A 23,954-nucleotide genomic window follows, 5' to 3' on the forward strand; every position below is an offset into this window, starting at 1 on the left:
TTGTTAATAAGATTCATCAATGTCAGACATGAAATGAATTTGTTGCTTCTCAAGACGGGCCGCCTGGGTATCTTCCATATAGCTGATCCGGCGGAGTAATATACCGGGATCAGCAACGACATTGGTCAACAATGCTTTCAGGTCCACGAACATCTGTTCTATACGTGAGGCATCAAACAAATCGGTATTATATTCAATATTGCCGGCTATACCACCTTCACTCTCTATAAACTGGAAACGGAGATCTCCCTTGCTGATATGCAGCTCCGGCAATTCCGCCTGTATGGTCACTCCTTCCATAACGGTATCCTGTCCCTTATTCACCTGTACGTTTTGCAATATCACAGTGACATCAAAAACGGGATTGCGGGAGATATCCGTACCTGCACCCAGTTCTTCCACCAGGTGATCAAACGGATATTCCTGGTGTGCATATCCTTCCAGGGCAATCTTCTTTACCTGCTCCAGGTAACTGCTGAAGGTTTCTTCTCCACTTAGCTTTGTGCGTAGCGCAATTGTGTTGAGGTAATATCCTACCTGGTTCTCCAGGTCCGGATGCTCTCTGCCTGCTACAGGCGTGCCAATGATAATGTCTTCCTGTCCGGTGTAACGGTACAGTAACGTCTTCACCAATGTTACCAATCCCATGAACAAAGTACAGTTACTGTTGTTCAGCAATTGCCTGAACCCATCCGCAAGAGATGCATCTATGCTGAAATGGAAATGCTGTCCATTGTAAGTCTGAACGGCCGGCCGCTGGCGACCGGAAGTCAGGGATAAGCGGGGCAGCTCGCCTCCCAGTCTGGACAACCAGTATTCCCGGTGTGCTGTGAACAGGCTATCGTTTGCTGATGCCAGTTGCCAGCGTGCATAATCCCTGTACTGTATCCTTAAGGGGGGAAGTACTGCAGCTGTTCCTTTCAGCGCTGCATTGTACAGCAACTGCAGTTCCCGCAACATGATCTGCATAGACCATTCATCCGAGATGATATGATGGATACCAAAGAGCAAGGTATATGATGCCGGTCCGGTCTTTATCAGTTGTATCCTTAACAGGGGGCCCTTATCCAGTTCATAAGGCGTACCTGCAATCGCCAGTTTGCGTTGCGCGATCTTTTCCTGTTGTGCAGGGTCGGCAGAGAGGTCTTCATAGATCATGCTGAAGCCTGTGCTATCAACCGGACGAACACCTTGCTGCGGTTCGCCATCTACCAGTACGAACACCGTTCTCAGACTTTCATGTCTTTCCAGGAGGAGCCCAAATGCCTTTGACAATACCTCCGGTTGCAGGTCACCTTCCAGATAATACACTTCAAGGCCATTAAAAGGCTGTATTTCGCATAAACGCTGACAAACCACCCATAACCTTCGCTGCGCATGAGAAAGGGGATAAAAGGCACTTTCCTGCGTTTTTCTGATCTCCTGATATCCGGCCTTCTTTGCACTGTCCAGCAATGCTGCCTGTGCAGCGATGGTCGGGTGATTAAATGCATCACCGATGGTGAGCTGTACATCCAGCTCCTTATAAATGCGGGAAATAAGCTGTATTGCCTTCAGCGAAGAACCTCCTGCCACAAAGAAGGAAGTATTCCTTCCAATACGGGACACTCCCAAGAGTCGCTGCCATATACCGAGCAGCTGCTGCTCCGTGCCGTTCTGAGGAGCTTCGTATTGCTCTCCCTCCATGATCTCTTCCGGCCGGGGCAACTTCTTACGGTCTACCTTCCCGTTAAGGTTGAGCGGGAAGCTTTCCATCCATATGTAATATCCGGGCAGGTGACTGGCAGGTAGTTCATTCGCCAACTGCTGCCGGAGTTCCCCGCTGTCCCGGTGTTGACCGCTATAATAGCATAACAGGGTCTGTTCGTCTTCCTGTTCATGCAGTATCAGCTCTACCTGTGTAATACCACTAAGCCTGAGCAGGCTGCTGCGGATACCCGCAAGCTCTATACGTACCCCATGTAATTTAATCTGCTCGTCACGGCGTCCCAGCAATTCCAGTGTGCCGTCCTTATGGAAACGTCCCAGGTCACCGGTCCGGCAAACAAGTTCTTCCCGGTCCTTCACCAATGGATTCTGTACAAAGAGTTGTGCGGTCAGAGAAGCATCTGTATACCCCTGCGTCATGTACGGGCTTTTGATATACACCTCTCCTATCTCCCCTTCTACACATAAAACATCATTGCTGATGACAGCGACGCTGGTATGGCTGATAGGAGTGCCTGCCGGGATCACAGAACCTGCTTCATGTTCTCCATCAGGGACTTCGTAATAACATTTCAGAATAGTTGTTTCTGTCAGACCATACATATTAGCGATACGGGCAGTTGTATTGATCTTTCTCCACTGACTGATATCACGTCCATACAATTTCTCTCCTGCAAGTACGATCTGCCTTAGGGAAGGTATATTGCGCTGCTCCTGTAAGAGACTCTTTGTAATAAGTCTGAATAAGGAAGGTACTGTTTGCAGGATGGTAATGCCTGCATCTGACAACCACCGGCCCAGCTGATGTGGCCTGTAACGGTCTTCCGCTGAAGGCATACAAAGTGTGGCTCCAGCTGTTAATGCTACCAGTATATCTTTCAGTGAGGCATCGAATGTAACAGGCGCCAGCTGACTGATACGGTCAGCGGCATCAACGACGTAGTGCTCCCGGTGCCAGTGAATATAATGGGCAAGGCTCTGGCTCCGGCCGATAATACCCTTAGGCGCACCTGTTGAACCGGATGTATAAAAAATGTAGGCTGCATTGTTACCGGCAACTGGCAGCGGACTATCCTCCACTGCAGGAATGTCGGCAGGCCAGTAGCTTCCTCCTTCAAGTTGCATCAACTGCAGCTCCTGCGAGGCTACTGCAATAGCTGAAATATCATCCAGCTCCAATCCCTTTACAAGGGAACCCATAGAAGATGGTACACCTAGCAGGTAGGGTACGGCGACGCCTATGTCAGAGAATTTCTCCATATGCTCTGATCCAACGATCAGTATATGCGGGGCTTGTGCCTCGAGTATATTTTTTAGTCGCCCTACAGGTTGATCCACATCCAATGGCATATATACCACACCTGCTTTCAAACAAGCGAGTAAAGTGGTGACCAGGCGTATACCGGCAGGTAGCAGTACACCCACCGTATGCCCGGGCATTATATCCAGTGCATGCAATGCCTGTCTCAAGCGGTTGCTATCGGCCTCCAGGCTGGCATAGGTGATGCTCTCCTCCGGTGTTTCAATGGCATGTTTTGCCGGATACTGTGCGGCGATCGCAGAGAAAGAAGTGTGTAGGGTGGGCAATTCCTGCACCGGCATTACTTTATCAAAATCTGCTGCTGCAGCGGGTACCAGGTGATTATGGTATACATGCTGCTTTAATGGCAAACCGGGCCTTGCGATTACTGCCCCCAGCAACCGATCCAGGTCGCCGGCCATATTAGCCACCCGCTTCTCATCGAACAATGCTGTGTTATATTCAATACTGCCTTCCAGTGAGCCATTATCCAGCGCAAACTGAAAACGCAGATCACCTTTACTCGTTTTCACATCTACCCGCTCCCTTTCCACACTCAGTCCCTGCAATGCGGCTTCCGGACCGTCATGTACCCTGATATTCTGCAATACCACTACCACATCGAACAAGGGGTTTCTGCCCTGGTCTGTTCCCGCACCCAGGTCTTCCACCAATGCATCAAACGGATATAGCTGATGGTCAAAAGCTGATAAGGCTGTTTTCTTTACCCGCTGTAACAGCTCGCCGAAATCGATATTACCTGACACCTGTGTGCGTAAGGCCAGGGTATTGAGATAATAACCTATCTGGTCTTCAAGGTCGGGATGATCACGACCCGCTACCGGTGTACCGATAATAATATCTTCCTCTGCCGTATACCTGAACAGCAAAGCTTTTACCAGCGCAAGCAATCCCATAAAAGGAGTCACACCTTCTCTTTCGAGGTAAGCAACGAATGCACGGGCATTGGCGGTGTCGATAGTAAAACTATACTGAGCACCATCGTAAGTTCTGATTGCCGGCCGTGGACGATCCATCGGCAATATCAATCGTGGTAAGGGACCTTCCAATGTTCGCAACCAGTATTGCTGTAGTGTCTGAACGGCTGTACCCGAAAGCTGCCTGCTATGCCAGGCAGCATAATCGCGGTACTGTATTTTTAAGGGAGACAGTGAAATGTCGTGTTTATTACTGTAGGCGTTATAATACACCAGCAGTTCCCTCAACATCAGTTGCATAGACCATTCATCAGAAATGATATGATGAATGCCAAACAACAATGTATGTGTTTGTTCACCGGTTTTCACCAGCTGCACTCTCAGCAGCGGGCCTTCCGCCAGGTTATAAGGCGTCCTGGCTATCGCATTGATCATCTCCTGCGGAACTGCACCCAGCTCGGCATATTGCACATCAAAACCACTTTCTGCCACTGTACGTATGCGCTGCTTAGGAGATCCGTCTACCAGTACGAACGTAGTGCGGAGACTTTCATGCCGTTGTAACAGTGCATTGAACGCTGCTATCAGCGCAGCTTTGTCTAACGTACCCTGCAAGCGGTATATCTCCAGTCCATTGAACGACAATGAGACATTTTGCTGTTGGGCTGCTATCCAGATCCTTTTTTGCGCATGCGAGAGCTCATAGTACTCCTGTGTCTGCACCGGAGTGATAGTCTCGTATAATGCTTTCTGCGCTTTGCTTACCAGCACTGCCTGCGCTGCTATGGTAGGATGATCAAAAATTTCCTTGATAGTAAGATGTACTTCCTTTTCTTTAAAGATCAGGGAAATCAGTTGTATGGCTTTTAGGGAAGAACCTCCTATCACGAAAAATGATTCCTCGCGGCCAATACGCTCTATGCCAAGCAGGCGTTTCCAGAGCAAGCTGATATCCTGCTCTATTCCCGGCAAAGGCGCTTTATATTTATCTGCCGACAACAATGCCTCCGGTTGCGGCAATTTCCTGCGGTCTACTTTACCATTAATATTCAGCGGAAATGCATCCATCCACAGATAGTATGCCGGCAGATGGCTTGCAGGCAGTACTTGCTCCAGTTCCTGCCGCAGGTTTTCGCTCTTCCACTGCTGACCGGTATAATAGCAAAGCAGCACCTGCCCGCCATCTTCGGTCTGCTGTACGATCAGCTCCGTTTGTGTAATACCTTCCAGTTGCAGTATGCTGCTGCTCACTGCACCCAGTTCCACCCGCACGCCATGCAGTTTTATCTGCTCGTCGTTACGACCCAGTAATTCCAGCATACCATCTTCGCGATAGCGGCCAACATCACCTGTCCGGCATACGTATTCCACCCGGTCGTTCACTAATGGGTTCCTTACAAACAATTTTTCTGTGAGCGCCGGATCTGTATAGCCAAGGCTTACATAAGGACTTTTGATATACACATCACCAATTTCGCCGGCTACGCACAATACGTTATTCCTGACAACAGCTATACTGGTGTTGGCGATAGGCTGGCCTACAGGTATGATGTCGCCTGCGGCCCCCTCCCATTGTGTTAGCGGGTAGTAGCTTTTCAGTATCGTCGTTTCGGTAAGACCATACATATTCACCATCAATGCATCATTGCCATTAACTGCCCGCCATTGCTGAATATCCCGGCCATACAATCTTTCTCCCGCCAGTACTATCAGGCGGAGTGACTGTAAACGGCTGTTAGCAGCTGCCAGTTCTTTGGTGATCAGCCGGAACAGGGAAGGAACAGTCTGCAGGATTGTAATATTAGCCGCCGCCAGCCATTTCACCAGTAACGCCATCTGAAAACGTTCTTCCGGCTCAGGAATGCAAAGTGTAGCGCCACTTGTTAAAGCTACCAGTATGTCTTTCAGCGAGGCATCAAATGTGGCAGGCGCCAGTTGGCTTATGCTGTCCTTACTTCCTACCTGATACGTTTCCCGATGCCAGTGTATATAATGCGCCAGACTCTGAAGATCACCTTTAATTCCTTTAGGTGTTCCTGTTGAACCGGATGTGAAGAAGATATAGGTACCTGCATATGCGGGGATGGTTTCCTCTCCTACTATTGGTAGCGTAATCCCGCTTAATACGTAATCTGTCCCATTATAAGCATACAGTTGTAGTTGTTCGGCCAAACTATCTATCAGTGAAATATCATCCAGTTCCAGGTCTTCCAGCAAAGTTGATGTCAAACCAGGTAATCCCAGCAGATAAGGCACCCTGGTATCCAGTTGCTGACCGATAGCTTTTACCTGCTCCAGGTCCTCCATTCCTGTGATAAGTACCTGTGGGGCTTGCTCTTTCAGGATCTGCAGACTCCTGGTTAAAGGCTGCTGTATATCCAGCGGCATATATACGCCACCACTGTGCAAACAGGCAATCAGAGAAACAACCTGCCGGGTTCCGGAAGGCAGGAATACGCCAACACGGGTCTCCGGAGAAACACCCAGCAATGCCAGTAACTGTGCCAGCCGCCGGCTTCTCTCATCTAATGCTTTGTAGGTCAGTTGCTCTTTACCTGACGATATCGCAATGTTCCCGGCAAATCTACGTGCAGTATCATTAAGCACAACATGTAATGCGGGGTACTGCGGAGCCGCCATCACCTTGTCAAAGTCTGCCGCTCCCTGTGGGATGGTTTTATCATGGTAAACGTGCTGCTGTAGCGGCAACATTGGATTGGCAAGAATGGAAGACAGCAGACGGTTAAGGTCTGCTGCTATCACGGCTATCCTCGAAGCATTGAACAAATCTGTATTGTATTCAATTCCACCTTCCAGTACACCATTTTCGTATGCAAACTGGAAGCGCAGATCCCCCTTACTGATATGCAGATCTACCGCCCTGGTATCTATCGTAATACCATTCATGGCGGGGAAAGCACGCTGACGTTGCTGTTCGCTCTGCATAATCACTACCACATCAAACAGGGGATGCCTGTTAGGCGCTGGTGCGATGCCCAGGTCTTCTACCAGCTGGTCAAAGGGATACATCTCATGACCAAACCCATTCAACGCTGTCTCCTTTACCTTTTCCAGCAGCTGATCAAATCCTGCGGTACCATCTATTCTCGTTCTCAATGCCAGTGCATTCAGAAAGTTACCAATCACTCCTTCCAGGTCGGGGTGCTCACGGCCTGCCACAGAAGTACCGATGATAATATCTTCAGCTGCCGTATAACGGTACAGCAACACTTTCACCAATGCCAGCAGTCCCATGAAAAGCGTTGCACCTTTCGACTGCACATACTGCTGCAACTGTGGCCCGGTATTTTCGCTGAATGTGAAATTGTACTGTGCCCCCTGGTGGGTCAATACATCTGCTCTTGGTTTATCCAGGGGCAATTGGAGCACAGGTAATTTACCGCTTAGATGATCCAGCCAGTAATCACGATGTGCATTTATCCTGTCTCCCTGTAAATGTTGTAGCTGCCAGGCTGCATAATCTTTAAACTGAACAGGCAGGGGTGACAGGTCGGGCATCGCATCTGCATCGAAAGCATTATACAGGAGCAGTAATTCCTGTAACATCACCTGCATTGACCACTCATCGGAAATAATATGATGCATGGACAATAACAAGAGGAACTGCTGTACACCTGTCTCCAGCACATGTACTTTAAATAACGGCCCTGTCAGCAGATCAAATGGAGTATTGGCAACAGCCTGCACATAAGCCTCCGCGTCTTCCGGCTGAGACCACGTTACTTCGAACCCGCAATCACTAAAAGGTATGATACGCAATTTCGGCAGGCCATCTACAACCGCAAACAGTGTTCTCAGGCTCTCATGACGTTCAACCAATGCTGCAAACGCCCCGGACAAGGCCGCTTTATTCAGCGGACCTTCCAGGGTATACACGTTGAACATGTTGTAGGTTAACTGTCCTTGTCCCTTCTGTTCCAACAGCCACATTCTTTTCTGTGCAGGCGACAATTCATAATAGGGGCTTTCCGCTACCTGAGGGATCTTCCGGAAAGCAGCATGTTCTATATTTTTCAGGAAACGGGTGATCAACTCTTTATTTGACCTGATCTCTGCAATCAGGTCGGCGGTCAGTACGCCATCAGGCGCAGTAATACTGAGCTTATCATCTTTCAGCCTGAGTTGAACTTCTAGTTCCTTTAACCGGGAAAGTAAACGCTGGATGCTCATAAAATGATCTCATCGGTTTTATTGGTGCTCAATTTTTCATATTGACTGTCCCTGGCCCATTCCATAATTTCTATTTCCGCATAGAGATCTGCCAGGGTGGGTAACATAAACAGGTCGCGCAGTTCCAGTTTCAGTGACAGTTCTTTCTGAATCCTGGACAATACAAGTATGGCCTTGAGGGAATGTCCGCCCAATGCAAAGAAGTTGTCGGTAATACCCACACGTTCCACACCAAGCACTTCTTCCCAGATAGTGGCCAGCAATTGTTCTGTCTTATTTCTGGGCGCTACATATTGTACCTGTTTACGTTCGGGTTCGGGCAGCAGACTACGATCCACCTTTCCATTCGGCGTCAGCGGAAATTCCTCCAGGCGAAGAATATAGGCGGGCACCATGTAATCGGGCAGATAGCGTCGTAAATGCTGTTGTATGATCTCTTCGGATACATTGTCCTGGCTTGTATAATAAGCGGCAAGATATTTCTCGTTCTCCCGCTCAAAGGCACATACAATAGCATGGTTAACACCTGCATACTGTAGCAGTATATGCTCTATCTCTCCCGGTTCTATCCTGTATCCGCGTATCTTCAGCTGATGGTCGCCACGGCCGTAATACCTGAGATATCCATCGGCCGTCCAGCTACAGATATCGCCGGTATCATACATGAGTGTTCCCTGCAGGAAGGGATTATCTGTAAATCTGCCGGCTGTCAGTTCCGGTTGTCCCAGGTAGCCCGCCGACACTCCGGCCCCGCTGACGAATAATCTGCCGGGTACACCAACCGGAAGCAATTGCCGGTTGGCATCCAATACATAAGCCTTCATGTTTGAAATACCCCTGCCGATCAGTACTGCATCCGCAGCCTGCCGTACCTTATGCCAGGTGGCATAAACGGTGGTTTCCGTCGGGCCATACATATTCCATAAAGTATCGCAACGGTCCAGTAAACGTTGCGCCAGTGAAATGCCAAGTGCCTCGCCGCCGGTAATGATCTTTAACGCCGGGTTACCTTGCCATCCGCTTTCTATAAGTAAATGCCACATACCCGGAGTAGCCTGCATCATCGTAATACCATCATCCAGGAGCACCTGTAATGCATCTGTCGAATACACTTCTTCACCTGTGGCTATGACCAGCTGACTTCCGTTCACTAAGGGCAGCAACAATTCCACGACAGACATATCAAAGGAGGCCGTTGTAACTGCCAGCCATTTGTCTGCGGCACTGATGCCTGTTTCGTGACTCATTGCCTGCATCAGGTTATAAAGCGCCGCATGACTGATCATCACGCCTTTCGGCTGTCCTGTAGATCCTGAAGTATATATAACATATGCGAGTGTATCGGGAGTTATCTGCAATAACTGCGGCATTGCTGAACTACTGTATATCGCTTCATCACTGACAATCACTGCCTGCCCATCATAGCCAGACAAGAGCGCCTGCAATCCTTCGCTGGTCAATACGACACTGCTTCCACTGGCAGTCAGTATCTGACGGATACGTTCTGCCGGTGCGTTATAGTCAACCGGCAGATAAGCAACACCAGATTGTAATACTCCCAGTATAGCAACAGGCAACCACTCAGTGCGCTCCAGCAATATACCTACAGGCGCCTGATCACCGGGCTTCCGTTGTTGTTGCAGGTAAGCAGCTAACAGCTTTGCCTTTCTTTCCAGCTCACCATAACTTAACCGGCTTCCTCCGGCAATAACGGCCGTCTTCTCCCAGTGTAATGCAGCCTGCTTTGCAATAAGTGCAGGTACCGGCACAAATGCCGGAAATGCAACTGAGGTATCATTAAACTGCTCCAATATCAGTTGCGATTCTGCCGGGTTGATATATGGCAGTTCACTGATGGCCAGGTCCGGTGATGCTGTTGCGCTCACCAGCAGTCCTTCCAGATGTGTAACCATCCGTTCTATCCTGACACGGCTGAAAACATCTTTGTTGTATTCAAGTTCTATCTGCAAGCCTTCGGGTTTCTGTTTGAAGTAGAATGTCAGGTCAAACTTGCTACCAGAGAGAGGGATATCCAGTTCCTGCACATCTACACCAGGAAGTTTCAAGGGGATGCTTTCATTAGCATCCTGCAGTACTACCATGACATCAAATATGGGTGAACGGCTGATATCCCTTTTCATGCCCAGTTCCTCCACCAGCAGGTTGAAAGGATAGTGCTGATTGGCATAGGCCTTCAAAGCCATATCCTTCACGCTATCCAGCAGCTCATTAAATCCTTTCTTTCCATCTAACTGCGTACGTAATACCAATGTATTCACATAAAAGCCTATCTGGTCTTCCAGGTCAGGATGCTCTCTTCCCGCCACCGGTGTTCCCACAATAAGATCTTCCTGCCCGGTATAACGATATAATAGGGTCTTTACGATAGCCACCAATCCCATAAAAACAGAGGCGGTACGTTTCTGTACCAGGTGGGCGAACAATTGTTGTTTTTCTGCCGGGATCATCGCCACTACACGTTCTCCGTTGTAGGTCTGCACTGGTGGACGAGGCTGATCTGCCGGCAGTTCAAGTACCGGCAGGGGGCCTTTCAAATGCTCCAGCCAATAGTTTCGCTGCTCCTGTCCACTGCTCTCATGCAATGATTCCAGCTGCCATGCGGTATAGTCTTTATACTGGATCTCCAGTACAGCAGGTGTGATGGTTACCCCCTGGGAATAAGCGTCATATAAGGACAGTATTTCTTTCACCAGCAGTTGCATAGACCATTCATCTGCAACGATGTGATGGATGCAGAAAGCAAACAGGGATACCTGCGGAGCTACCCTCAGCAGGCATACTCTTAGCAATGGCCCTTCCTGCAGATTGAAAGGTGTGGATATGACATGTTGTATCTTTTCCCAGGCAGCCTTAGAGGGATCAGGTAATACCTGAAGATCTTCATATATCAGCTGACAACCGGCGGCTGAAGCAGGTAATATTTTCTGACGCGGTTCCCCATCCGACAACAGGAATACGGTCCTTAGACTTTCATGGCGCTGTACTACCGTCTGAAATGCCTTCTCCATTGCCGCTATGTCGAGGTTACCGCGAATGTTGCAGATCATGGGTATGTTATATACGGCAGTGGTATCTCCAAACTGGTCCATCAGCCACAGTCTGCGCTGCGCATGGGAAACCTGGTAGTGCTCCTGTTGGGGCACGGGTTTGATCTTCCGGTAGTTTCCTCCCTGCAGATTACGCAGGAATGAGGTGATGGCAGATTTTTCCTTCTTCAGTTCCTGGATAAGTTCGGGCGTAAGTACCCCCTCAGGGGCACTAATGCTCAGCTGACCATCTTTCAACTGAAGGCTCACCTGCAATTGCTTCAACCTGGCTAACAATAAGCTTATGCTCATAATAGTATCTCGTCAATTTTTGTGGGATTCGTAATAGTGGTTACATTGGTTTGCGTGCTCTTCGCCCATATCAGCACGGCTATTTCATCATGAAAATCTGAGAGTATGGGGTGCTGGAATAAACTGCTTAATTCCAGTTTTATGGAAAACTCTTTATGTATTCTTGACAACACCTGTATTGCCTTCAGTGATTGTCCTCCGAGCAGGAAGAAATTGTCATCTATGCCCACCCTTGAAACGCCCAGTATATCCTGCCATATAACAGCCAGTTTTTCTTCCGTTTCATTCCTCGGTGCGGTAAAGTCGGTAGTAACGGGAACAGGGGCTGGTAATGCATCCCTGTCTGTTTTTCCATTCACTGTAAGTGGTATGGAAGGTACCCTTATGAAATAGGCAGGTATCATGTACTCGGGCAGATGATGCTGCAACCAGGCTCTCAGTGTCTGCGGAGGAATCTCATCATTTCCTACGTAGTATGCAGCCAGAAAAACGTCGGCGGCGTTGCCGAATGCACATACAACTGCCTGTTCTATCTGCTCGTGCTGCATCAGTTGATGTGCAGCCTCTGCCGGCTCTACGCGGTTTCCCCTGATCTTCACCTGTTCATCTGCACGACCCGTGAATTCAATGTTCCCATCAGCCAGCCATCTTCCCGTATCTCCGCTGTCGTACATCACACCACTATGGAAAGGATTGCTTAAGAAGCGCTCTGCCGTCAGATCCGGCAATCCGAGGTACCCCAGTGCAAGTCCCTCTCCTGCTATATATATCCTGCCATTCACTCCCACCGGCTGCAAACGCATGTTTTCGTCGAGTATATACACCTTTCTGCCTGCAATCGGCTTTCCGATAGGCACAGCACCTTTTGTTGCGTTGGTAACCCGGAAAGAGGTAGTTACTACTGTCGATTCCGTAGGACCATAGTTGTTATACAATTTGCACACTGGTGCGGGTATATGCCCCAGGGCTTCCCCTCCAGTCAGTAGTGTCAGATCAGTATTTAGTGCAACTCCGCTGTTCAGCAGTGTTCTGCAAACTGCTGTTGGGAGGAAACAGTGAGAAATATCATGCGTTGCCAGGAAGCTCCCCAGCAATTCCATATCCGATCTGGCGCTTTCCGGTATCGTGTATAAGGTTGCTCCATTCAGCAGATAGGGCCATATTTCCCAACCGGAAGCATCAAAGCTAACGCCGGCAAACAGGGTCGCCCTGCTATTTGCATTCACCTGGAAGGCTGTCGTATGCCAGTCACACAACTGTACGATGCTGGAATGAGACACCATTACTCCTTTGGGCCTTCCCGAAGATCCGGAGGTATAAATAACGTATGCCAGATCATCTGCTTCGGGTATAACAATATCCTGTTGCTGTCCAATCTCTTCCCAGCGCACATCTGCCGGCAATACGGTTACATCTTCGCAGCTAAATGGCACTGCAGATAGGGCCACTTTAACACCTGCATCTGCAAGCATATACCGGATCCTTTCCACAGGCAGACTGGCGTCGACCGGCAGGTATGCGGCGCCTGCTTTTAACACGCCCAGCATGCCGGTTATTAGCCACTCACTCCTGTTCATGATCAGCGCTACGGGTTCCTTTGGTTTAACCTCACCGGCAGTAACCAGGTACCTGGCTAATTGCGTTGAACGATTGGACAATGTTCTGTAGTCCAGCTGTGTGCCCGCATCCAGGTAAGCGATTTTTTGTGGTGTACGCCTCGCCTGAGCTTCAAACCTGCTCACCAGCGTTTCTTCAGACACTGGTGCTACCAGGCCATTGAACGCTTCCAGTAACTGCGCATTTTCTTCATCTGACAGCATTGCTGCATCTCTGATCGGGCAATCGGGATCTGCTGCAAATGCTGCTGCCAGTTGTATAAAATGGTTCCCCAGTCCCTGTATCCGCTCCTTATCAAATAAGGCGGTATTATATTCCAATGTAAGCGCTAATTCCTCATCCGTTTCGGTGAACAAGAAGGTCAGGTCAAACTTGCTGAAACCAGTATCCAATTTTATTTCAGTAGCGTTGATATCTTTCAGTCCTACCGACTTTCTGCCATCATGCAATACCATCATCACATCGAATAGCGGAGAATGGCTTAAATCCCTCCTGAGAGACAGTTCCTTCAGTAAAAGGTCAAAAGGATATTCCTGATGTGTATATGCATCCAGCAACAACGCTTTCACCTTTCGCAGTAAACTGGCAAAACCAGCAGCCGCATCCAGTTGCATGCGTAAAGCCAACAGATTGACGTAAAATCCGATCTGGTCTTTTAAAGCAGGATGATCCCGTCCGGCTACCGGTGTTCCTACTATAATATCTTTTTGTCCCGAGTAACGGTATAAGAGCACATATACCAGCGACAACAAGCCCATGAACAGACTGCTGTTTTCCTCTTTCATTAAACGCTGGAGTGCTTTAAACGCCCCGGCAGGAATAACTACATCAATACGTTCACCACTATAAGTCATGACAGGTTCCCGCTGACGGTCTGTAGGCATAGACAACAAGGGCAGGGGCTCATGCAGGAGCTGTGTCCAGTACTTTCTGGCGGCAGCAGCTCTTTCTTCCTGTAAGACTGTTTGCTGCCAGACACTATAGTCCTTATACTGTATAGCAAGATTGTTTAAGCCAGGCTGATTCCCCTCGCGGTAAGCATTATACACTGCCAGCAGCTCTTCCATCAATATGCCCATGGACCACTCATCTGCAACGATGTGGTGCACTACCAGTACAAATACATATTCTTCCGCTTCCAATTGCCAGATACATGCACGTACAAGAGGACCTTCTTCCAGGTTGAAACTCGCGATCACTGCCTCTTCCGCAGCCTTAAGCACCAGCTGTTCTTTGTCTGCAACGGCCGACAGATCACCATATGCCAGATGAAATGTCATATCTGCAATCTGCTGAAAGGGAACACCATGTTGGGTAACGAACCTAGTCCGGAGACTTTCGTGACGCGCGATCACATATCTGAATGCAGCTTCCAGCAAAGGAATATCTATATTGCCTTTCAACCGGTAACAGAGGTGTATGTTATAAGCCACTGCTACTTCCTTAAACTGATCCAACACCCATAAGCGCTGTTGCGCATGCGATAAGGTATAGTATTCCTGTTGTGGTACCACTGGTATCGGCTGATAACCCGTCTGTTCCCGCTGCGCCAGTAACAATGCCTGGGCTTGTAATGCAGGATGAAGGAACAGATCGCGTAACTCAAGGCGTACACCTGTCTGCTCATAGACACGGGACAATACCCTCACTGCCGACAATGAATGACCGCCCAGGGAAAAGAAATTATCACCTCGGTGAATCACTGCTATTCCCAGTTCCGCCGCCCAGATACTCGCCAGTAATACTTCACGTTCTCCCTCCGGCAAGGCGGCTTGCGACACCTCAGGTAGGGGCAACCTTTCACGGTCTATCTTCCCATTCACCGTACGAGGCAGCTGCTCCAAACATACCAGGTGAGCAGGCACCATATACCAGGGTAGCAACGATAATAAATATGATCTTAATGTATCTGCACTAACTGTCTGACCACTGTAGTAAGCCACCAATTGTAATACGCCTCTTATCTCCACTGGTACTACCACACTGCTTTCTATCCCTGTATACCCCTGCAACACATATTCTATCTCTCCGGGTTCTACGCGATAGCCGCGTAGTTTCAACTGTGTGTCAACTCGACCGCCAAATACCAGCTCCCCATCAGCAGTCCACCAGCCCTGGTCGCCGGTACGGTATAATATACCAGCGCCATATTGATTCGGTATAAATCGTTCGGCGTTCAATTCATTCCGATGCAGATACCCCTTGCTGATGCCTGTTCCGCCCAAAACAATCTCGCCTCTCACTCCTGCCGGCTGCAAACGCCCCTGGCTATCCAGTATATATACAGCGCGATTACGGATCGGACGACCCAGCAAGCCTGCCTTTGAGCGATCTTCTATTTTATGATATGTGGCACATACTGTGCTCTCTGAAGGACCATAGGTATTGTAAATATTCAATGATAAGGGCAACTTATCTATCTGGCCCGGCCTTAATTCATCTCCTCCACTGATCAGTGTCTTCAGGCTGGATAGATCATACCCACCATGATTGATTTCACCAACGACAAGTGGCGTTGTACTTAACAACGTCACGCTATGACGATGGATCAACTCACATAAGGCGGATACTGCCTTACCGCCCTCCGGCGCTATCACTAACGCACCGCCTGCCATCAACACCGGATATAATTCCTCTACAGCGGTATCAAACGATAAGGAGGATTGATGTAATACCACATCTGCACTACTTATGCCAAAATACTCACTGAAAGTCTCCACGTAATCTGTCAGTGAATCATGACTGATCTGAACACCTTTCGGCTGACCAGTGGAACCAGAAGTATAGATCACATACGCGGTATCTTCTCCACTCACCTCCCAGGCAGGATAACTTTCAGCATAGCCCGATAAATCGGTTAACAACAATTCCTGACGGCAATTCAATTCAGGTATTGTTTTATCACTTAACAACAGCACAGCACCACTGTCTTCCAGCATATAACGGATGCGTTCTACAGGGTAATCAGTATCTATAGGCAAATACGCCGCTCCTGACTTCAATATACCCAGCAAGGCTATAACCGTACTTGCAGAACGGCCCGCCAGTAAGCCCACTATACTGCCAGCACCCACACCACATGTCAAACGCAGGTAATGCGCCAGGCGGTTAGAAGCTGATTCCAGTTCGGCATAACTCAATGCGCTCTCTCCATCCCTGATAGCTATCGCTGTGCCAGGGTGTCTGCTGATCAACTTTGTAACCGTTACCTGTGTTATTCCTGCCGGCTGAGGATTGAACGATAATAAACGCTCACGCTCCGTAGCTGACACAATATCGTAACTATTCAGCGCCATATCAGGTGAAGCTGCTATGGCAGCACACAGGTAACTATAATGTTCCAGCAAACGGCTCATCTGCCATTCGCTGAATAAAGAAGTATCATAACGCAGCTTTAGACTTATACCTTCTGCAGATGGCCAGCATTCCAGCTGCATCGCATTTAAACTGCTACCATTGTCCAGGTCTTCTGTTGTAACCTTCAGCCCTTCATTATTCTTTTTACTAAAATCCTGATAGAGGAATAAAATATCGTAAATGCCAGGTTCCTGTAACCCTGATAATATTTGTTCACTGCTCTCCTGGTGAACATATGCATCCAGTAACTGTTCATGTACATCCCGCTGGTAGTCGCGGAAACTCTTATCGCCTGCCAGCTTAAAACGCAGGGGTAATAACTGTAAATAGTATCCTACCTGACCTTCCAGGTCCGGATCTGTTCTGCCGGCGCTATCTGTGCTCAGCATCAACTCAGACTGACCTGTATATCGATGCAGCAATAGGCTGAATGCTGATAATAAGGTGGTAAACAATGTCACCTCATTGCTTATGCCAGATAAGCCAGCTACCAGTTCTGTATTTAAATGATGATATACAATGTGGCCTTTACGTGCATTATTACGGTGACCACCCCATACGCTCAGATCAGTAACAGGCAATACGCCAGTTAATAACGAAGACCAATAGTCCGTCTGCGTTGCCCGTTCTTCTGACCAGTCTAAATAATCTTTATACTGGATACGTGGCATTGGTAAGCTAGCCGTATCTCCAGACAAGTATAACTGTTCCAACTCCCGGCTGATCACATCTATAGACCAACCATCGCTGATAAGATGGTGAATGACAAATGCGAAGTAGTATTCGGTAGCAGATAACCTGAAAAGCGTTACCCGTAATAAAGGGCCATGATACAAGTCAAATGCAGTTGCAGCTTGTATCAGTGCTGCTGCTTTCGCGGCCGACAGTGGCTCTTCTTCACTACTTAGATCCACCACATTCACCCTAAAGCCAATTTCATCTACTGGTAACACCCGCTGATATACCTCTCCGTTCTGTACAACAAACACAGTACGAAGCGATTCATGGCGGGACACGATACAGGAAAATGCATCTATGAAAGCCTGATCGTTAAAATCCTGTTCATACGATAACCTGCAGAACTTTGCTATGTTAAAGGCAGTCTTAGCATCAGCTGTTGCTTCTGATAACCATATTCTCCGTTGTCCGGCTGATAATTTATAATGTGACCGGTTTGCCGTTACTGGTATCGGCTGATAGCCTGTCTGTTCTCGCTGTCCCAGTAACAATGCCTGGGCCTGTAGTTCAGGATGAAGGAACAGATCGCGTAACTCAAGGCGTACACCCGTCTGCTCATAGAGACGGGACAAGACCCTCACGGCTGATAGTGAATGACCGCCCAGCGCAAAGAAATTATCGCCTCGGTGAATCACTGCTATTCCCAATTCCCCTGCCCAGATACTTGCCAATAATACTTCGTGTTCTCCTTCCGGCAAAGCTACTTCCAACACAGTAGGTAAGGGCAACCTTTCACGGTCTATCTTCCCATTCACCGTACGAGGCAGCTGCTCCAAACATATCAGGTGAGCAGGCACCATATACCAGGGTAACAACGATAATAAATATGATCTTAATGTATCTGCACTAACTGTCTGACCACTGTAGTAAGCCACCAATTGTAATACGCCTCCTATCTCCACTGGCACTACCACACTGCTTTCTATCCCTGTATACCCCTGCAACACATATTCTATCTCTCCGGGTTCTACGCGATAGCCGCGTAGTTTCAACTGTGTGTCAACTCGACCTCCAAATACCAGCTCCCCATTAGCAGTCCACCAGCCCTGGTCTCCGGTACGGTACAACATACCAGCGCCATAATGATTCGGTATAAATCGTTCGCCGTTCAATTCAGCCCGATGCAGATACCCCTTGCTGATGCCTGTTCCGCCCAAAACAATCTCGCCTCTCATTCCTGCCGGCTGCAAGCGCCCCTGACTATCCAGTATATACACGGCACGATTACGGATCGGACGACCCAGCAAGCCTGCCTTTGAGCGATCTTCTATTTTATGATATGTGGCACATACCGTGCTCTCTGAGGGGCCATAGGTATTGTAAATATTCAATGATAAAGGCAACTTATCTATCTGACCCGGCCTTAATTCATCTCCTCCACTGATCAGTATCTTCAGGCTGGATAGATCATACCCACCATGATTGATTTCACCAACGACAAGTGGCGTTGTACTTAACAACGTCACGCTATGACGATGGATCAACTCACATAAGGCGGATACTGCCTTACCGCCCTCCGGCGCTATCACTAACTCACCGCCTGCCATCAACACCGGATATAATTCCTCTACAGCGGTATCAAACGATAAGGAGGATTGATGTAATACCACATCTGCACTACTTATGCCAAAATACTCACTGAAAGTCTCCACGTAATCTGTCAGTGAATCATGACTGATCTGAACACCTTTCGGCTGACCAGTGGAACCGGAAGTATAGATCACATACGCGGTATCATTACCGTTTATCTCCCAGGCAGGATAACTTTCAGCATAGCCCGATAAATCGGTCGACAATAATTCCTGGCGGCAATTCAATTCAGGTATTATTTTATCACTTAACAACAGCACAGCACCACTGTCTTCCAGCATATAACGGATGCGTTCTACAGGGTAATCAGTATCTATAGGCAAATACGCCGCTCCTGACTTCAATATACCCAGCAAGGCTATAACCGTACTTGCAGAACGGCCTGCCAGTAAGCCCACTATACTGCCAGCACCCACACCACAAGTTAAACGCAGGTAATGCGCCAGGCGGTTAGAAGCTGATTCCAGTTCGGCATAACTCAATGCGCTCTCTCCATCCCTGATAGCTATCGCTGTGCCAGGGTGTCTGCTGATTAACTTTGTAACCGTTACCTGTGTTATTCCTGCCGGCTGAGGATTGAACGATAATAAACGCTCACACTCCGTAGCTGACACAATATCGTAACTATTCAGCGCCATATCAGGTGAAGCTGCTATGGCAGCACACAGGTAACTATAATGTTCCAGTAAACGGCTCATCTGCCATTCGCTGAATAAGGAAGTATCATAACGCAACTTCAGGCTTATACCTTCTGCAGATGGCCAGCATTCCAGCTGCATTGCATTTAAACTGCTACCATTGTCCAGGTCTTCTGTTGTAATCTTCAGCTGTTCACCTAAACGAGAGAATCCGTTAAAGTGCTGATAAAGGAATAAAATATCGTAGATGCCAGGTTCCTGTAAACCTGATAATAGTTGTTCACTGCCCTCCTGGTTAGCATATGCATCCAGTAACTGTTCATGTACATCCCGCTGGTAGTCGCGGAAACTCTTATCGCCTGCCAGCTTAAAACGCAGGGGTAACAACTGTAAATAATATCCTACCTGGTCTTCCAGGTCCGGATGTGTTCTGCCGGCGCTATCTGTGCTCAGCATCAACTCAGACTGACCTGTATATCGATGCAGCAATAGGCTGAATGCAGATAATAAGGTGGTAAATAATGTCACCTCATTGCTGATGCCTGACAAGCCAGCTACCAGTTCTGTATTTAAATAGTGATATACGATGTGTCCTTTACGAGCGTTATTCCGGTGACCGCCCCATACACTCAGATCAGTAACAGGCAATACGCCACTTAATAACGAAGACCAATTGTCCGTCTCCGTTGCCCGTTCTTCTGACCAATCCAGATAATCTTTATACTGGATACGTGGCATTGGTAAGCTAGCCGTATCTCCTGACAAGTATAACTGCTCCAACTCCCGGCTGATCACATCTATAGACCAACCATCGCTGATAAGATGGTGAATGACAAATGCGAAGTAGTATTTGGTAGCAGATAACCTGAAAAGTGTTACCCGTAATAAAGGGCCACGATATAGGTCAAATTCAGTTGAAGCCTGTGCCAGTGCTGCTGCTTTCGCGGCCAACAATGGTTCTTCTTCACTGCTCAGATCCACCACATTCACCCTAAAGCCAACTTCATCTGCCGGCAACACCCGCTGATATACCTCTCCGTTCTGTACAACAAACACAGTACGAAGCGATTCATGACGGGACACGATACGTTCAAACGCCCGTGTGAAGGCATCAACTGAAATCGGCCCTTGTATATGCCCGCCACAGGCAATATTAGCAGCTACACTCGCTCCTTCCAGCTGACAAAAATTCCAGAAGCGCCTTTGTCCGGCGGAAAGTCTGTACAGTGAACGCGGGGTTGTTACCGGGATCGTATTTGCTTCACTATGCTCTTTTCCTAACAGGTATCGCTGCAGGGAACTGATGGTGTTATGCTCAAACACTTCCCTTACCGTCAGCTCAAACCCAACTGCCCTTAACCGGGATACCAACCTCACCGCCTCCAGGCTGTTCAATCCATGCCGGAAAAAGTCTTCATGTGGGTCAGCAGAGACACTGAACACCTCCTGTACGATCGCTCTCACGGTGTCTTCGTCTACCTTGTAATACGCTTTATCCAGCAAGGACAACGCCTCCTGCTGACTGTCATGATCGCCACGCTCAAACTGTTGCACTAACAGATAATGCTGCACTTTGCCGCTTGTTGTACGGGGCACACTTTTCACCATTACGATCCTATCCGGTACGATGCCTAGTTTAGTCAGCAGTTGTGCCCTCAACTGTATGACCAGTGGATGGAACTCCTGTACTGATCTGCGGAAATGCACAAACAGCACTAATTCGTGTTTGTCGCTGCCGGCAGGCAATGCCTGACACGCAACGATATCTCCCGGCTTAATACCCGGTATCTGTGCATGATGCTCTATATCCTGCGGATAATAATTCTGTCCGTTAATGATGATAATATTCTTAGCTCTCCCTGTTATGTATAACTTTCCTCCAGTAATAAAACCAAGATCCCCCGTCTTTAACCAACCATTTTCAATGGCCCGGCTGCTTGCTTCCGGATTGTTATAATAACCACTTGTCACATTGTGCCCACTGATCCATATATTACCGATATGATCATCTGCCAGCAATTCACCCTGATCGTCCGTAATAGCAATGCTGGTTGAGCTCATCGGGTGACCTACACAGGCAAAGTGCAACCTGTCCGGCACATACCTGACACGATCACCTGTCTGCAGGTAGTTCCTATCCAGTGAAACAAACTGTAGTGGCTCTTCCGGAGTGGGAAGTGTTACCGCCACACAGGCCTCTGCCAGTCCATAGCCCGGGAACATGGTATGCGCCCTTAACCCGAAACTGCTCATCACCTGCATGAAGTCTTCACAGAGCGATTTATTAATAGGCTCTGCACCATTATAGATGATCCTCACCGCTTCCAGGTCCCAGGCAGGCCTGTCAATACCCGATAATGCCGCCAGCAGATACTGATACCCGAAATTCGGTGAATACAATTGAGTGATCCGGTGCTGATGCGCTTTCTCCATCCATAATAGTGGCCGCCTGATAAAAAGAGGCGTTGCTATCAGATACTGGTTGATGCCGGCAATTACACAGGACAAATGAAAACATATCAGTCCCATATCATGCGTTAGTGGTAACCAGCTTAAGGCCCTATCAGCAGCAGTGGTGGCAGAACGCTCGCAGATATCGCTGATATTGGCCAGCAGGTTCCCGTGCGTTAACATAACACCCTTGGGATGAGAGGTTGAACCGGAAGAAAACTGTATATAGGCTATATCCTCCGGTGCTGATGGCAACAGCGTACCACTGCCTTCGGCAGCAGTCAGCGATTCAATGGATATATGCCGTACACTCATCTCTTCCCACGCTGCGAGGCAACCCTTCTCTTCGGCATACCTGCGGGCAGGCGCCGCCCAGTTATCCTCACTCAGCAGAAAAGGATGATGTAGTGTACTCCACACGTTAAACAGCTTATCTTTATGGCCTTCCTGACTGCCCATGGCAATGGGAACAGGAATGATCTTCCCATACAGACAAGCCCAGAAAACTGTCAGAAAAAACGCATTGTCCTCTATCTGCATAACCAGCTCATCGCCAGGTTTTACTCCCTGCAACGTAAGGTTATACAACACGTGCAATGCATGCTTTTGCAGATCATCATACGACAGATACCGTTCCTTATCTGAAGCCAGAATAAAGGTGATGCCGGTAGCCCTCTCCGCAGCCTGCTGAAGTATATCAACCAAAGAATTACAACGCTCCTGTATCATGAACACAAATGGAGTTTCCTTATTTATTTTCCTACATTCACCAGCAGCATGTCAGGTCCCTGCTGATTTCCGGTGGAATTGAGTAACAATGGGAAATCGGGGTTATCAAGTATCCAGAAGGCTTCTTTACCATCCTGGCTGGTTACATAAAGGGATTTCACCTTTTTGTTATTGATCTTGATCTGTGAAGCCGCTGGTGTTGGTTTCAACACGTACGTGGTGCCACCGTACATCGCTTTCTTGTTCTTCACCAGTTCCTTGTAAAACTTCTGTGAATAGAAGAACAATGTCTGGTCTTTCTTCACGTGTCTTTCTTCGCCGGGATTCAGATTGTCCCAGTTAAGACTGCTTCCATCCTTTGTACCTTCCGGTGTTACCAGGCATTTCCCCTGAATGGTCTTTTTTCCGTTGATGACCTTATACTGAAAACCGACCCCTGTCTTATCCTTGTACAGGACAGTGATCAGAAAATCTATAATGCTGCCGTCAGGCCCTTTGGCCGCATATTTGAGCACATCGCCCTTTTTGATGTTTATCTGGCCATTGGCGTTTACCTGGGCTTTAGCTGAGAAGAAGCCCATCAGCAACAAAAAAAGAATACTTAGATAGCGCATAACTATATGGTGTTTTTTAAGGAAAATCCGGCATGAACGTTCCGTACGATCAGGCTGGCTATTACAGTAGTGTGTTCGAGAATAAAGAAATGATCTCCGGGAAATTCACGGAGCACGATTGGAAAGGTCGTCTCCCGCTGCCAGGCTTCTGCCTGCTCACGGCTGATCCTGTCAGACAAACCATTGAAAACAGTAAGCGGTATATCAAACGGATCACAGGGCGCATACTCATAAGTTTCCACCGCTTCAAAATCTGCCCGGAGTATGGGCTCGTATAACTCCAGGATCTCTTCACTGTTCAATATTTCGTCGGTTGTACCACCCAGCGAACGTAATTTTTCTATGAACTGAGGTCTTGGCAGCTTATGATAGTCCGGCATATCCCGTCGCATAGAGGGGGCTCTGCTACCACTGATGAACAGATGAACCGGTAGCGGCAATCGTTCTTCCCTTATCTTCTTCGTTAAAAGATAGGTCAGTAGTCCCCCCATGCTATGTCCGTAAATAGCATAAGGTTCCTGCAACTTTCCTCTTACCTGCTTAAACAGGTCCTCACACAATACATCCAGGCGCTTTAACAAAGGTTCACCATACCTCGTGCCTCTCCCTGGATAGTCCAACGGGATCGTAGTCAGAGCGCCGCCTATTGCCTTTTCGAGCGACAGAAATGAATAGCGGTTACCTCCTGCAAAGGGTATACAAAACAGATTGACATTTACCATACT

Annotated in this window: 5 protein-coding genes; all 5 read right to left on the minus strand. The window is 48.3% G+C overall.

The window, feature by feature from the left end; translation table 11 throughout:
• Positions 1–3: 3 nt before the first annotated feature.
• From L3C95_RS11735 to L3C95_RS11755, 5 genes are read right to left on the minus strand one after another with little or no spacing between them, the layout of a single operon-like run.
• A complete protein-coding gene (locus tag L3C95_RS11735) occupies positions 4–8,136 on the minus strand; it encodes a non-ribosomal peptide synthetase (protein WP_236386017.1) in 8,133 nt (2,710 codons plus the stop codon).
• Positions 8,133–11,495, minus strand: coding sequence for an amino acid adenylation domain-containing protein (locus L3C95_RS11740; RefSeq protein ID WP_236386016.1), 3,363 nt, complete (start codon positions 11,493–11,495; stop codon positions 8,133–8,135). Before L3C95_RS11740 ends, L3C95_RS11735 begins: the two co-directional genes overlap by 4 nt.
• A complete protein-coding gene (locus L3C95_RS11745; RefSeq protein ID WP_236387256.1) occupies positions 11,492–22,615 on the minus strand; it encodes a non-ribosomal peptide synthetase in 11,124 nt (3,707 codons plus the stop codon). Before L3C95_RS11745 ends, L3C95_RS11740 begins: the two co-directional genes overlap by 4 nt.
• Positions 22,616–22,638: 23 nt before the next feature.
• The gene (locus L3C95_RS11750) at positions 22,639–23,229 is read right to left on the minus strand and encodes a hypothetical protein (RefSeq protein ID WP_236387258.1); all 591 of its coding nucleotides are present in this window, start codon (positions 23,227–23,229) and stop codon (positions 22,639–22,641) included.
• 2 nt (positions 23,230–23,231) lie between these two features.
• Complete coding sequence (locus L3C95_RS11755) at positions 23,232–23,951, minus strand: thioesterase II family protein (RefSeq protein ID WP_236387260.1); 720 nt, start codon at positions 23,949–23,951, stop codon at positions 23,232–23,234.
• Positions 23,952–23,954: the final 3 nt, after the last annotated feature.

Source organism: Chitinophaga filiformis (assembly GCF_021646545.1).
GTDB lineage: Bacteria > Bacteroidota > Bacteroidia > Chitinophagales > Chitinophagaceae > Chitinophaga > Chitinophaga filiformis_A.